The organism is Streptomyces sp. NPDC029159 (assembly GCF_055564055.1).
Map to the genome: position 1 here is coordinate 1064 of NZ_JBVHWT010000020.1, position 12757 is coordinate 13820.

Annotated in this window: 11 protein-coding genes; 4 read left to right on the top strand and 7 right to left on the bottom strand. The window is 73.3% G+C overall.

Features of this window, described 5'->3' with window-relative positions; translation table 11 throughout:
• Positions 1 to 124: 124 nt before the first annotated feature.
• The 3 genes from ACZ4U4_RS28525 to ACZ4U4_RS28535 all read right to left on the bottom strand — a co-directional run bounded on the left by ACZ4U4_RS28525 (position 125) and on the right by ACZ4U4_RS28535 (position 4040).
• The gene (locus ACZ4U4_RS28525; protein ID WP_467880062.1) at positions 125 to 958 is read right to left on the bottom strand and encodes an aldo/keto reductase; all 834 of its coding nucleotides are present in this window, start codon (positions 956 to 958) and stop codon (positions 125 to 127) included.
• Positions 959 to 1078: 120 nt separating this feature from the next.
• Positions 1079 to 2905 (bottom strand): AMP-dependent synthetase/ligase, encoded by a 1827-nt coding sequence (locus ACZ4U4_RS28530; protein WP_467880065.1) that lies wholly within the window; start codon positions 2903 to 2905, stop codon positions 1079 to 1081.
• A 271-nt stretch (positions 2906 to 3176) separates the two neighbouring features.
• Positions 3177 to 4040 (bottom strand): LysR family transcriptional regulator, encoded by an 864-nt coding sequence (locus tag ACZ4U4_RS28535; RefSeq protein WP_467880067.1) that lies wholly within the window; start codon positions 4038 to 4040, stop codon positions 3177 to 3179.
• Between the two features lie 209 nt (positions 4041 to 4249).
• Here ACZ4U4_RS28535 and ACZ4U4_RS28540 point away from each other — a divergent pair, with 209 nt between their 5' ends.
• Positions 4250 to 5326 (top strand): bile acid:sodium symporter family protein, encoded by a 1077-nt coding sequence (locus ACZ4U4_RS28540; protein ID WP_467880070.1) that lies wholly within the window; start codon positions 4250 to 4252, stop codon positions 5324 to 5326.
• A 28-nt stretch (positions 5327 to 5354) separates the two neighbouring features.
• On the opposite strand, the gene ACZ4U4_RS28545 is transcribed toward ACZ4U4_RS28540, so the two are convergent.
• Both ACZ4U4_RS28545 and ACZ4U4_RS28550 read right to left on the bottom strand, forming a co-directional pair.
• Positions 5355 to 7283, bottom strand: a complete 1929-nt coding sequence (locus tag ACZ4U4_RS28545) for an exo-alpha-sialidase (RefSeq protein ID WP_467880073.1) — start codon at positions 7281 to 7283, stop codon at positions 5355 to 5357.
• Between the two features lie 202 nt (positions 7284 to 7485).
• Positions 7486 to 8430, bottom strand: coding sequence for a quinone oxidoreductase family protein (locus tag ACZ4U4_RS28550; RefSeq protein ID WP_467880076.1), 945 nt, complete (start codon positions 8428 to 8430; stop codon positions 7486 to 7488).
• Between the two features lie 108 nt (positions 8431 to 8538).
• Between ACZ4U4_RS28550 and ACZ4U4_RS28555 the strand changes: the two genes are divergently transcribed.
• The gene (locus tag ACZ4U4_RS28555; protein ID WP_467880079.1) at positions 8539 to 9003 is read left to right on the top strand and encodes a MarR family winged helix-turn-helix transcriptional regulator; all 465 of its coding nucleotides are present in this window, start codon (positions 8539 to 8541) and stop codon (positions 9001 to 9003) included.
• Between the two features lie 12 nt (positions 9004 to 9015).
• Here the strand turns inward: ACZ4U4_RS28555 and fdhD are convergent, their stop codons facing one another.
• Entirely contained in the window at positions 9016 to 9870 is an 855-nt protein-coding gene (fdhD, locus tag ACZ4U4_RS28560) for a formate dehydrogenase accessory sulfurtransferase FdhD (protein ID WP_467880081.1), read from the bottom strand.
• 173 nt (positions 9871 to 10043) lie between these two features.
• Here fdhD and ACZ4U4_RS28565 point away from each other — a divergent pair, with 173 nt between their 5' ends.
• Both ACZ4U4_RS28565 and ACZ4U4_RS28570 read left to right on the top strand, forming a co-directional pair.
• The gene (locus tag ACZ4U4_RS28565) at positions 10044 to 10745 is read left to right on the top strand and encodes a GntR family transcriptional regulator (protein WP_467880084.1); all 702 of its coding nucleotides are present in this window, start codon (positions 10044 to 10046) and stop codon (positions 10743 to 10745) included.
• 100 nt (positions 10746 to 10845) lie between these two features.
• Positions 10846 to 11214 (top strand): chorismate mutase, encoded by a 369-nt coding sequence (locus ACZ4U4_RS28570; RefSeq protein ID WP_037677390.1) that lies wholly within the window; start codon positions 10846 to 10848, stop codon positions 11212 to 11214.
• Between the two features lie 48 nt (positions 11215 to 11262).
• On the opposite strand, the gene ACZ4U4_RS28575 is transcribed toward ACZ4U4_RS28570, so the two are convergent.
• Positions 11263 to 12711, bottom strand: coding sequence for an OFA family MFS transporter (locus ACZ4U4_RS28575; protein ID WP_467880087.1), 1449 nt, complete (start codon positions 12709 to 12711; stop codon positions 11263 to 11265).
• Positions 12712 to 12757: the final 46 nt, after the last annotated feature.

Below are 12757 nucleotides of genomic sequence, written 5' to 3' on the forward strand. Positions count from 1 at the left end.
AGGGGGGAGCCGGGGGAGCACCCCAAAACACAACCACCAACACCAGGGAAAGCAACCCCCCCAAAGGACTTCTCCCCCCCCCCCCCCAAAAAGGGGGGGGCCCCCCCCCGCCGTGCTGCCGGGCTCAGGCGCCGTCGAACGTGGCCGGGTCCGGGCCGAGCCGGGTGCCGTTGTCGAGACCGGCGACGGCCTTGAGGTCGGCGTCGTCCAGCTCGAAGCCGAAGACGTCGATGTTGGCGGCGATCCGCGCCGGCGTCACCGACTTCGGGATGACGACATTGCCCAGCTGGAGGTGCCAGCGCAGCACCACCTGGGCGGGCGTCACCCCGTGCTTGGCCGCGATCTCGCCGAGCACCGGCTCCGCCAGCAGGTCCTTGCCCTGGCCCAGCGGCGACCACGCCTCCGTCGCGATGTGGTGCCGGGCGTGCACCGCACGGGACTCGGCCTGCGGGAAGTACGGGTGCAGCTCGATCTGGTTGACCGCCGGGACGATCGACGTCTCGCCGATCAGCCGCTCCAGGTGGGAGGGGAGGAAGTTGGAGACGCCGATGGCGCGGGCCCGGCCCTCCGAGAGGATCTTCTCGAAGGCGCGGTAGGTGTCGACGTAGGTGTCCTTGGCCGGCAGCGGCCAGTGGATCAGGTAGAGGTCGACGTACTCCAGGCCCAGCTTGGCCAGGGAGGTGTCGAAGGCGCGCAGCGTGGAGTCGTAGCCCTGCTCGGAGTTCCAGAGCTTGGTGGTGACGAAGAGTTCGTCGCGGGGGATGCCGGAGGCGGCGAGCGCCCGGCCGGTGCCCTCTTCGTTGCCGTAGATCGCGGCGGTGTCGATGCTGCGGTAGCCGGCCTCCAGGGCGTGGCCGACGGTGGCGGCCGCCTCGTCGTCCGGCACCTGCCAGACGCCGAAACCGAGCTGCGGCATCGTGACGCCGTTGTTGAGCGTGATGGTCGGGACCTGGCTCACGGGGAATCGATCCTTACGTCGTCGTGCATGTCCACCGACGACAACGCCCACCCGCCGTTCCGCATTCCCGCGTGAGAGGAGAAAACTCCCTGGTCCACCCGTGCGGAGTACTCACCCCGCTCAATTCCGGTACAGCGCCTCCACCTCCGTTGCGTACGCCGCCTCTATCGCCTTCCGCTTCAGCTTCAGCGACGGCGTCAGCAGCCCTTGGTCCTCGCTGAACTGATGGGCCAGTATCCGGAACGTACGGATCGACTCGGCCTGTGACACCAGAGTGTTGGCGGCGACCACGGCCCGCCGGATCTCCGACTCCAGATCCGGGTCCCGCACCAGCTCCGTGGGGCGCATGTCCGGTTTGCCGCGCATCGTCAGCCAGTGGGTGACGGCCTCCGGGTCCAGCGTCACCAGCGCGGCGATGAACGGCCGGTCGTTGCCGACCACGAGGCACTGCCCCACCAGGGGGTGCGCCCGGACCCGGTCCTCCAGGACCACCGGCGAGACCGTCTTGCCGCCGGAGGTGACGAGCACCTCCTTCTTGCGGCCGGTGATCGTCAGATAGCCGTCCTCGTCGAAGGCGCCGAGGTCGCCGGTGGCGAACCAGCCGTTGTGCAGCACGGCGCCGGAGCCCTGCGGATCGCCCAGATACCCCTGGAAGATCTGCCCGCCGCGCAGCCAGATCTCGCCGTCGTCCGCGACATGGACGGTGGTGCCGGGGATGGGCGTGCCGACCGTGCCGAACCGGGTGCGCTCGGGCGGGTTGGCGGTCGCGGCGGCGGTGGACTCCGTCAGGCCGTACCCCTCGAAGACCCGCACCCCCGCACCGGCGAAGAACAGGCCCAGGCGGCGCTCCATCCGGGAGCCGCCGGACATCGCGTGCCGCACCCGGCCGCCCAGCGCCTCACGGACCTTGCTGTAGACGACCTTGTCGAAGAACTGATGCTGCATCCGCAGGGCGGCGCCGGGTCCGGAGCCGGTGCCGAACGCCTTGTGCTCCATGGCCTCGGCGTACCGGACCGCGACATCGACGGCCTTGTCGAACGGCCCTTCCCGGCCCTCGGCCTCCGCCTGCCGCCGCGCCGCCGCGAAGACCTTCTCGAAGACGTACGGCACCGCGAGGACGAAGGTCGGCCGGAAGCTGCGCAGGTCGGGCAGGAGGGCGCGGGCGCTCAGCTCCGGCTGGTGGGCCAGCTTCACCTTGCCGCGGAGGGCGGCGACCTCGATCATCCGGCCGAAGACGTGCGACAGCGGGAGGAAGAGCAGGGTGGACGCCTCGTCGCCGGGGCGGGAGTGGAACGCCGCGTCGTACCGTTCGAGGACGTTGTCCGCCTCGGCCATGAAGTTGGCGTGGGTCAGGACGCAGCCCTTGGGGCGGCCGGTGGTGCCCGAGGTGTAGATGATGGTGGCGATGGCGTCCGGGGTGACCGCCATCCGGTGCCGGTGCACCACGTCGTCGTCGAGATGCGCGCCCGCCGCGGTCAGTTCGGCCACCGGGTCCGCGTCGAGCTGCCACAGCCGGCGCAGCTGCGGCAGCCGGCCGATGACCGAACCGACGGTCATCGCGTGATCCTCGTGCTCCACCAGACAGGCCGTCACGTCCGCGTTGTGCAGCATCCAGAAGACCTGCTCGGCGGAGGAGGTCGGGTACAGCGGTACGGACTGGCCGCCGATCGCCCAGATGGCGAAGTCGAAGACGCTCCATTCGTACCGGGTGCGGGACATGATCCCGACCCGGTCGCCGAACCGGACGCCCTGGGCGAGCAGGCCCTTGGCCAGCGCCATGACCTCGTCCCGGAACTGCCCGGCGCTGACGTCGCTCCAGCGCCCCTCGTCGTCCTTACGGGCGAGCGCGGCCCGGCCCGGGTCACGGGCGGCGTGGTCGAAAACGGTGTCCGCCAGCCCACCGACCCGGGGCCCGGTAGCCAACGGCTCCACGGTGAACTCGCGCAATGACCCAGCTCCTTGTGGTACTCCTCACACGGCCGCGACCGTACCCCACGGTTTCGCCTTGCGGGAGGGCCTTACCGCGTTCCGGACGGTGCCGCGCGCCCGCAGGTGGTCCGGAGGAAACGGACCACTCCCCGGAAGAGTGGACATGCACCGGTCATCCACCGGCGGAACGATCACCACCCGGGGACCGTATCTGCACCAAATCTCTGCACCGGAAGGGTGAATCCGCAGGCCGTCCCGGACGGAATCCGGCGCCCGGGCCCACCGGCCGTCACGGCAGCTGGAGCCGGTCGCCCCCGGCCAGGATCGCGTCGGCCAGCGCCTCGGCGGGACCGCGCGCGGCGGAGGCGCGCCGCCCGTGCAGCAGGACGAAGTCCACCCCGCCCAGCTCCGGCAGCCCGGCCCGCGGCGCCATCCGCACCAGGCCCGGCGGGATCATGCCGAGGGTGTGCGCCATCACCCCGAGCCCGGCGCGGGCGGCGGCGACCAGCCCGTTGAGGCTCCCGCTGGTGCAGGCGATGCGCCAGGCCCGGCCGTGCTCCTCCAGACACTCCAGCGCCCGGGCGCGGGTGACCGCGGGCGGCGGGAAGACGACCAGCGGCACCGGGCGGTGCGGATCGAGCCGCAGCCGGTCGCTGCCCACCCACACCAGCCGGTCCCGCCACACCAGCTGCCCCTCGGGCCCCTCCGGGCGCCGCTTGGCGAGGACGAGGTCGAGCCGCCCGGCCGTGAGAAGTTCATGGAGGGTTCCTGACAGTTCGACGGTCAGCTCCAGATCGACCTCGGGGTGGGCGTGCCGGAACCCCTCCAGGATCTCCGGCAGCCGGGTCAGCACGAAGTCCTCGGACGCCCCGAACCGCAGCCGCCCGCGCAGCCGCGTCCCGGTGAAGAACCCGGCGGCGCGCTCGTTCGCCTCCAGGATCGTGCGGGCGAAGCCGAGCATCGCCTCGCCGTCCTCGGTCAGCTCCACCCCGTGGGTGTCCCGCGCGAACAGCCGCCGCCCGGCCGCCTCCTCCAGCTTCCGTACGTGCTGGCTGACGGTCGACTGCCGCAGCCCCATCCGGTGCGCGGCCTGGGTGAAGCTCAGGGTCTGCGCGACGGTCAGGAACGTACGCAACTGCGCGGGATCGAACACGGGGCACCTCGGGTGGGCGGTGGTCCGGCCACCGCGGGACCGCGTCCGGGTGAGTGGCGTGGCCAAAACGGGCCGGTGTGGTCATGGTAATCACGTTCCGGCATCACAGTGAGCGCGGCGAACGGGGTTCCCGATATCCGTGGGGCCCGGCACTCTGGAGAGGGCACCGTCCATGCCGCCATCCGAAGACCGTCTACCGAAGTGAGATCATGCGCCGCCCTGCCCTCGCCCTCCCCTCCTGGCTCCCCGTGGACGGATACATCCTGGCGCTGCTCGCCACCGTCGGACTCGCCGCGCTCCTCCCGGCCACCGGCTCCGCCGCCACCGTCGCGGACGGCGCCGCCACCGGGGCCGTCTCCTTCCTCTTCTTCCTCTACGGCGCCCGCCTCTCGACCGCCGAGGCGATGGCCGGACTCCGCCACTGGCGACTCCACCTGACCGTCCTGGCCTGCACATTCGTGCTCTTCCCGCTGCTCGGCCTGGCCGCCCGCGGCCTGGTGCCGTACGTCCTGCCGGGCGGGCTCTACACCGGCGTGCTGTTCCTGTGCCTGGTGCCGTCGACGATCCAGTCGTCCATCGCGTTCACCTCCATCGCGCGCGGCAACGTCGCGGCGGCGATCTGCGCCGGCTCGTTCTCCTCCCTCGTCGGCATCGTCATCACCCCGCTGCTCGCCGCGCTCGTCCTGGACGGGGAGGGGCCCGGCGTCTCGGGCGGGGCGCTGGTCTCGATCGTCTGCCAGCTGCTGCTGCCGTTCCTGGCCGGTCAGGTGCTGCGCCGCTGGATCGGCGGATTCCTCACCCGGCACAAGAAGGTTCTCGGCCTGGTGGACCGCGGCTCGATCCTGCTGGTCGTCTACAGCGCCTTCAGTGCCGGGGTGACCGCCGGGATCTGGCACCAGGTCTCCCCGCTGCGCCTGCTGATCCTGCTGGGTGTCCTCGGGCTGCTGCTCGCGGTGATGCTGACCCTGACGTGGTACGGCTCCCGGAAGCTGGGCTTCGGGCGGGCCGACCGGATCGCGATCACCTTCGCCGGGTCGAAGAAGAGCCTGGCCGCCGGGTTGCCCATGGCCAGCGTCCTCTTCGGCGCCCAGGCGGGTCTTGCGGTGCTGCCGCTGATGCTCTTCCACCAGATGCAGCTGATGGTCTGCGCGGTGCTGGCGAAACGCTTCGCTGCACGGGCGGAGCAGGCGGGGACCGGGACGGACACCCCGGAGGGCGGCGGCTCGGCGGACGCCCCGGCGCCGGCCCGCGACGGCGAGCCCGTGGGCGCCGGGGAGTCCCGGTGACGGCCCCTGCCGCACGGGGCCGCTCCCGTCAGGGCGCCGTCACCCGGTCCAGCCCGAGGCGGAGCACGGCGGGCCCGGCCGGGGCGCGGCCCGGGGTGCGCAGGGCGGTCAGCTCGGCGTCGGAGAGCGCCCGGCGGTAGACGACGGCCTCGTCGAGGGCGCCGGTGAAGTGGGCGCGGCCGTCGAGACGTGCGCCGAGGCGGACGCCGAAGGCCGTACCGCGGCTGACCGACCCCGGGGTGTCCGGTGCGGCCGTGGCCGCGGCGTCCACCGTCAGCTGCAACCGGCCGCCGCCGCGGCGCAGCGTCAGCAGATGCCAGCGGCCGTCGCTGTACGCGCCCGCGGTCGACAGCGCCGTGGTGACCGGCGGCGCGGCGCCCGCCACGGTGGTCAGCGTCGCCGTGATCCGGCCATGCGCCGGGTCCCCGACCAGGGTGACCTGCGGGGATTTGCTGCCCGAGCCGCCGAGCCACAGCATCGGCTGCTCGCCGCCGGTCGCGTCGTAGCGGAACCACAGGGCGCAGGTGAACGGTGCGTCGCCCAGCGGGAGCGAGGTGCGGAAGGGGACGTCGACGGCGTCGTCGGTGCCGTCGAAGGCCAGCGCCCGGCCGAGGACGCCGGAGGTGGTGTGTGCCCCGCCGAGGACGGTGGCCGGGCGGGCGCCGGGTGCGCGGTCCGGGGTGGTCGGGTCGGGGCCGCGGCGCGGGCCGAGCCAGGCGTCGGTGAAGCGGGCGAACCGCATCTCGTCCCGGGCGTCGGCGGCGCCCGCCTCGTAGAAGAGTCCGGTGACGCCGGGGGAGACGGGGACGAGATCGGAGTAGCCGGACCAGTCGCCGGTGACGCGGGCGCCCCGGTCGGCCGCCTCCCAGGTGCGGCCCTCGTCGTACGAGGAGCGGATCGTCATGGTGCGGCGGCGGTCCGGGTCGGCGGGGGCGGCGAGGAGGGTGCGGCTGCCGCCCCCGGCGGTGGGCAGGCGCAGCGCCGACGCCTGCACCATCGGCGCGAGGAAGTCGGGCAGGGTGCGGAACGGGTGGGTGAAGGACGCGCCGCCGTCGCCGCTGACCGCCGCGGTGCGGTTGCCGAGGTCGGTGCCGTCCTGCTCGCGGGCGTTGACGTAGACCGACCCGTCGGCGCGCTCCAGCAGCGTCATCTCCGACGGCTTCTGACGGAACGTGCCGTCGGCGGCGACCGGCCAGGTGTCGACGGCGCCGACGCGCCAGGTGGTGCCGCCGTCGTCGCTGTGGACCAGCGCGGCGTGGTTGGCGGTGACCCGGCCACCGGCCCAGCTCTCGGCGTTGACCCCCAGGACGAGGCGCCCGGCGTGGCGGCCCCGGGTGAGCTGGATGCCGTGCACCGGGCCCGTCGCGTACCAGGAGTTCCACCCGGCGGGGCGCAGCGCGCGGGTCAGATCGCGCGGCGCCGACCAGGTGGCGCCGTCGTCGTCGCTGTACTGGAGGTGCGGGGTGCGGTCGCAGGGCGTCGCGCAGCTGAGGCCGTCGGTGCGGCCCTTGTTGTACGTCTCGGCGAGGACGATGCGGCCGGTGCGCCGGTCCACGACCGGCGCCGGGTTGCCGTGGGTGTCGCCGCCGCCCTCGTTGACGACCTGGAGCGGGCCCCAGGTGCGGCCGCCGTCGGTGGAGCGTTTGAGGACGAGGTCGATGTCCCCGGCGTCGCCGCAGTCGTGCACCCGGCCCTCGGCGAAGGCGAGCAGGGTGCCCCGGACGGAGCGGACGACCGCCGGGATGCGGAAGCAGGCGTAGCCCGGGTCCTGGGCCGCGCTGAACAGGACCCGTTGGTCGAAGCCGCCGGGTGGTGCGGTGCTGTCCGCCGTGGCGCCCGCGGGGGCGGCGGGGAGCAGGGTGAGCGCCAGGGCGGCGAGGGCGGTGAGGGCGGCGACGGCGCGGCGCCGCCGGGGTCTCGGGCGGGGGCGGGAGGGTGCACGGAGAAGTGACGTCATGGTCCGGCCTGCCCTTCGAGGCATCGGCGTCATCCACAGGACATCCCACGTCCCATGTCGTGTGTGACGGAACGTACTGCCGTCACTACACCCCGACAAGGAGTGTGCGGCCGTTCGCCCGCGGCCCCGCCGAATTCACCCGTCCGGCCCGCGGCCCTCCGGGGCGGAGGCCGGGGCGCGAGCGGCACCGCGCCCGCGGCGGCTACCGCACCGCCCCGGCGTCCGGCCGCAGCACGATCTTCCCCAGGTTCGCCCGCGCCTCCACGAGGCGGTGGGCCGCCGCGGCGTCGGAGAGCGGCAGCTCGGCGTGGAGCGTGGCCCGCAGCCGCCCGGACGCCGCCCACTCCCACAGCTGCGCGCGGTGGTGCGCGTACCGCTCCGGCCGGGTCGCGGCGAAATGACGCATCGTCATCCCGGTGACGGTCTTCGCCCCGGCCAGCAGGTCGTACGCCGCGAGCGTGCCGCCGCCGGAGCTGAAATGGATCAGCCGCCCGCCCGGCGCCGGCGCACCGAGCGCGCGCGGCAGCAACTCGCCCCCGGCGCCGTCCAGCACGACATCGACCGGCGCGCCCCAGGACTCCTCGTCGTAGGTGACGGTCTCGTCGGCGCCGAGTCCCCGGACGAACTCCACCTTCTCCGGGGTGCCGACGGCGGCCACCACCCGCGGTACGCCCCGCGCCTTGGCGAGTTGGACGGCGAGATGGCCGGTGGCGCCCGCCGCCGCGGTGATCAGCACCGACTCGCCGCCCCGGGGCGCCGCGGTGTCGAGCACGGCCAGCGCCACATGCCCGCCCCGGATCAGCGCCACGGCCTGCGCGGCGCTCACCCCGTCGGGCAGTCGGGAGGCGAACGCGGCCGGGGCGAGGGCGAGTTCGGCGTAGGCGCCCGGGAGGCCGAACGAGGCGATGCGGTCGCCGACGGTGAAGCCGGTGACGCCCGGGCCGAGCGCGACCACCTCCCCGGCGACCTCGTCACCGGGCAGCCCGGGCAGCGGACCGCCGCCGCGCACCCGGCGCACCGCCGGCAGCGTGACGCCGATCGCCTCCGTGCGGACCAGCAGCTCGCCGGGGCCGGGCGCCGGCGGTTCGGCCTCCTCTACGTACAGGACCTCGGGACCGCCGTGGATGTCGTGACGGATGCGGCGCACGGGCACACCTCCAGAAAATCGTTGGAGGTCCCAACGGTAGCCATATTCATGGGGACGGCCAATGGATTTTCGTTGGGGATTCCCATGGAGCGGCGCTACCGTGGGCCCATGGCCGACGCTCCGTACGCCCCCCGCCGCATCCGTGTGCTGCCGAGCTGGTTGCTGGGGCGGGCCGCGGCCCGCGGGCACCGGCTGGTCGCCGAGGCGCTCGCCGCCGAGGGCATGCGGATGATGCACCACGCGGTGCTCTCCGCGGTCGCCGAGCGCGGGCCGATCTCCCAGGCGGAGCTGGGCCGCACCCTCGGCATCGACCCCAAGGACATGGTCACCGTCGTCAACGACCTGCAACGGGACGGGCTGGTCACGCGGACGCCCGATCCCAGGGACCGCAGGAAGAACGCCGTCGAGGTCTCCACGGCGGGGCGGCGCGTCCTGCGCCGTACGCAGCGGCTCGGCGACCGCGCCAACGACGAGCTGACCGCCGCCCTGACCCCCGCCGAGCGCGATCAGCTGATCGCGCTGCTCACCCGGATCGTGCAACCGGCCGACGGCGGCAAGACCGCGGGCGGCTGACCGCCGCCCGGCTCAGCTCCCGGCGTCCGCCTCGTCCAGGCCGAGGCGGTGCGCGCCCGCGTAGACGTTCATCGAGCTGCCGCGCAGGAAGCCGACCAGCGTCAGGCCCGTCTCGGCGGCGAGGTCCACGGCGAGCGACGAGGGGGCGGAGACGGCGGCGAGCACCGGGATCCCGGCCATCACCGCCTTCTGCGCCAGCTCGAAGGAGGCCCGGCCGGAGACCATCAGCACACACGACGACAGCGGCAGCCGGTCGTCCTGGAGCGCGCGTCCGACGACCTTGTCGACCGCGTTGTGGCGCCCGACGTCCTCGCGTACGTCCAGCAGTTCACCGTCCGGGGCGAACAGCGCCGCCGCGTGCAGCCCGCCCGTACGGTCGAAGACCCGCTGGGCGGCGCGGAGCCGGTCGGGGAAGGTGCTCAGCAACTCCGGTGTGAGACGGACCGCGGGGCCGGGGGAGGCGTCCGGCGCCCAGCGCGCGGTGGTGCGCACCGCCTCCAGGCTCGCCTTGCCGCACAGTCCGCACGACGACGAGGTGTAGACGTTCCGCTCCAGGCTGATGTCCGGCACCGCGACGCCGGGGGCGAGGCGGACGTCGACGACGTTGTAGGTGTTCGCGCCGTCGTCGGTGGCGCCGGCGCAGTAGACGATGTTCGCCAGCTCCGCGGCGGAGGCCAACACGCCCTCGCTGACGAGGAAACCGGCCGCCAGCGCGAAGTCGTCGCCCGGGGTGCGCATGGTGATCGCCAGCGGCTTGCCGTTGAGCCGGATCTCCAGCGGCTCCTCGACGACCAGGGTGTCCGGCCGGGCCCCCACGGAGCCGTTCCGTACGCGGATGACGCGGCGCCGTTCGGTGACCCGTCCCATGTCTGCCTCCACCCGCCGTACGGCGACCCGGTGTGCCGTCGCCGGATGCGGGCGCGGCGGAACGGGGACAACCGTACAACGTACTCGGTAAACTGTAGACGATAGCCAATGGGCGGGCCGTCCGGCGCCGCCCCCGAGGGCCGAGCCCCGGCCACCACACCAAGGGGGACCCGATGCTGTCCAGCGGACTGCCGCACGGAGCCGTCCCGAAACTCGAACGGCCCGGCCCGTTGCGCGAGCGGGTCTACGAGGCACTGCTCGAACTCATCACCACCCGCGCCCTGCGCCCCGGCGCCCACCTGGTGGAGAGCGAACTCGCCGGGCACCTCGGCGTCTCCCGCCAACCGGTCCGCGAGGCGCTCCAGAGACTGAACACCGACGGCTGGGTCGATCTGCGGCCCGCCCAGGGCGCGTTCGTCCACGAGCCGACCGAGGAGGAGGCCGACCAGCTGCTGACGGTCCGTACGCTGCTGGAGGCCGAGGCCGCCCGGCTGGCCGCCGCACACACCGGGTCGCCGGGCATCGCCGCCCTGGAGGAGCTGTGCGCCACCGGTGAGCGCGCGGTGCGCGAGGACGACGTGGACGGCGCGGTCGCGGCCAACGCCGCGTTCCACGCCAAGGTGATGGAGCTGGCCGGCAACGCCGTCCTCGCCGAGCTGGCCGCACAGGTCGGCCGCCGGGTGCGCTGGTACTACACCCCGGTGGCCCGGCAGCGCGGCGCCCAGTCCTGGATCGAGCACCGCGAGCTGATCGCCGCCATCGCCGACCGCGACGAGGCCCGCGCCACCGCTGTGATGCGCGCCCACACCGAGCACACCCGCCGGACCTACCACGAGCGGGCGCGGGAGAGCGGACCGGAGGAACGGCGCGGGTGACCCGTCCGGTCCGCTCCCCGAGACGCCGCTGACCGGCACCGCGGCGGACCGGTAACCTGCATCCGATCACGCACCACCGATGACGAATGGCGAGACGCATATGAGCGAGGAGAGCGCACCCGAGGCCGGCGAGGCGGCCGCCGTCTCCGACCGGGCGGCCCGGGAGCGGCTGCTCTACCTGCGCAGCAGCATCGACAACCTCGACGCCGCGCTGGTGCATCTGCTCGCCGAACGGTTCAAGTGCACCCAGCAGGTCGGCGAGTTGAAGGCCCGGCACAGCCTGCCGCCCGCCGACCCGGCCCGCGAGGCCGCCCAGATCGAGCGGCTGCGCACGCTCGCCGCCGACGCCCGGCTCGACCCGGCATTCGCCGAGAAGTTCCTCAACTTCATCATCAGCGAGGTGGTCCGCCACCACCGCGCCATCGCCGAGGGCACCCACGAGGCACCGGGCACCCCCACCGACGGATGACCGGAGCGGGCGGCGCCTGCCCGGCACCGCCCGCTCCCGCCGGGTGTCTCAGATCAGCTCACGGCTGACCGCCCGCTCCCCGGCCACCGCCGCCCGCGGCCGCTCCCGGCCCGGCTGCCGCAGCAGCAGCACACACCCGGCCGCCAGCAGCGAGACCCCGCCGGCCAGTGCGTAGGCGCCGTCGTACCCCCAGGCGCCCACCACCATCGAGCCGAGCCCGCCGCCGAACAGTCCGCTGATCAGCTTGCCGCTGTAGACCAGGCCGTAGTTGGTGGCGTTGTAGTTCTCCCCGAAGTAGTCCGGGGTCAGCGTCGCGAACAGCGGGTAGAACGCGCCGCCGCCGAAGCCGGAGAGGAACGCGAAGACGAGGAACAGCCACTGGCTGTGGACGTGCCCCGCCCAGATCACCCCGAACTGCGCCAGCCCCAGCACGACGATGACGGCCACCAGCGTGGTCTTCCGGCCCCACAGGTCCGACAGCCACCCCATGACGGCCCGCCCGACGCCGTTGACGACGGACATCACCCCCATCGACGAGGCCGCCACCAGCGGCCCGAAGCCGACTTCGCGGGCGTAGTCCACCTGGAACGAGATCCCGAAGATCGACACCCCGGCCGTCAGCACGACCGACAGCCACATCAGCGGCAGCATCCCGCTGCGCAGCGCCTCCTTCGGGGTGAACTGCCGTACCGCGGGCGGGTTCTTCGCCAGGCTCGCCGCGCTCCGCCGGTCGCCCGCCGGCGCCACGCCCGCCGGCTTCCCGGTCGGCGGCGGGACGTGCGGCGGCCACCAGTTCGGCGGCGGATCCCGGAAGAACCACGCACAGGCCGCCACCACGACCAGCACGTACACCCCGATGAGGTCCAGCACCTCGTCGTAGTCGGAGGTGTCGAAGGCGTAGTTGAAGAGGAAGATGAACGGCAGCGCGCCGTAGGCGAAGCCGCCGTTGACGAAGCCGGTCTTCGCGCCCCGCCGCTCCGGGAACCACTTGCCGACCATGTTGATGCAGGTCGCGTAGATCAGCCCCGAACCGAGACCGCCGACCACGCCGAAACCGACGAGCGCCAACGCCACGCTCTCCAGATGCGCCAGCGCCACGAAACCCACCAGGCACAGCACCGAGCCGAGGTACATCGCCGACCGCGCGGTGAGCACCCCCCGCTCCCGTAACCACCCCGCCGGGAAGGCGATGCCCGCCTGGAAGAACACCCAGACGCTCAGAATCCAGAAGGTGCCGCTCTGCGACCAGCCGTGCGCCCGCGACAGCGTGTCCTCGGCGGAGCCGTACGCGTACTCCGACACGCTGATCGCCATCATCGCGATCCACGGCAGATACACCATCAGCTTGCGGGAGTGCCCCAGCAACTGCCGGTCGCTCTCGCCGATCCGGTAGACCCGCCCCTTGCCGTCCGTGACGTTGCGGTACCCGGCCCGAAGGTCCGCCGCGTCCCCGTCGTCCCCGTTCCTGTCCTCGTCCCGTTCCGTCTCCGTACTCATCGTCCGTCGCCTGCCCCTCGCATGGATGCCGTCAGTTCCCTCCTGT

Coding starts and splice junctions, on each gene's coding strand:
- ACZ4U4_RS28565 (WP_467880084.1), top strand. CDS start 10,044: ATGCTGTCCAGCGGACTGCCGCACGGAGCCGTCCCGAAACTCGAACGG.
- ACZ4U4_RS28570 (WP_037677390.1), top strand. CDS start 10,846: ATGAGCGAGGAGAGCGCACCCGAGGCCGGCGAGGCGGCCGCCGTCTCC.
- fdhD (WP_467880081.1), bottom strand. CDS start 9,870: ATGGGACGGGTCACCGAACGGCGCCGCGTCATCCGCGTACGGAACGGC.
- ACZ4U4_RS28545 (WP_467880073.1), bottom strand. CDS start 7,283: ATGACGTCACTTCTCCGTGCACCCTCCCGCCCCCGCCCGAGACCCCGG.
- ACZ4U4_RS28540 (WP_467880070.1), top strand. CDS start 4,250: ATGCGCCGCCCTGCCCTCGCCCTCCCCTCCTGGCTCCCCGTGGACGGA.
- ACZ4U4_RS28555 (WP_467880079.1), top strand. CDS start 8,539: ATGGCCGACGCTCCGTACGCCCCCCGCCGCATCCGTGTGCTGCCGAGC.
- ACZ4U4_RS28575 (WP_467880087.1), bottom strand. CDS start 12,711: ATGAGTACGGAGACGGAACGGGACGAGGACAGGAACGGGGACGACGGG.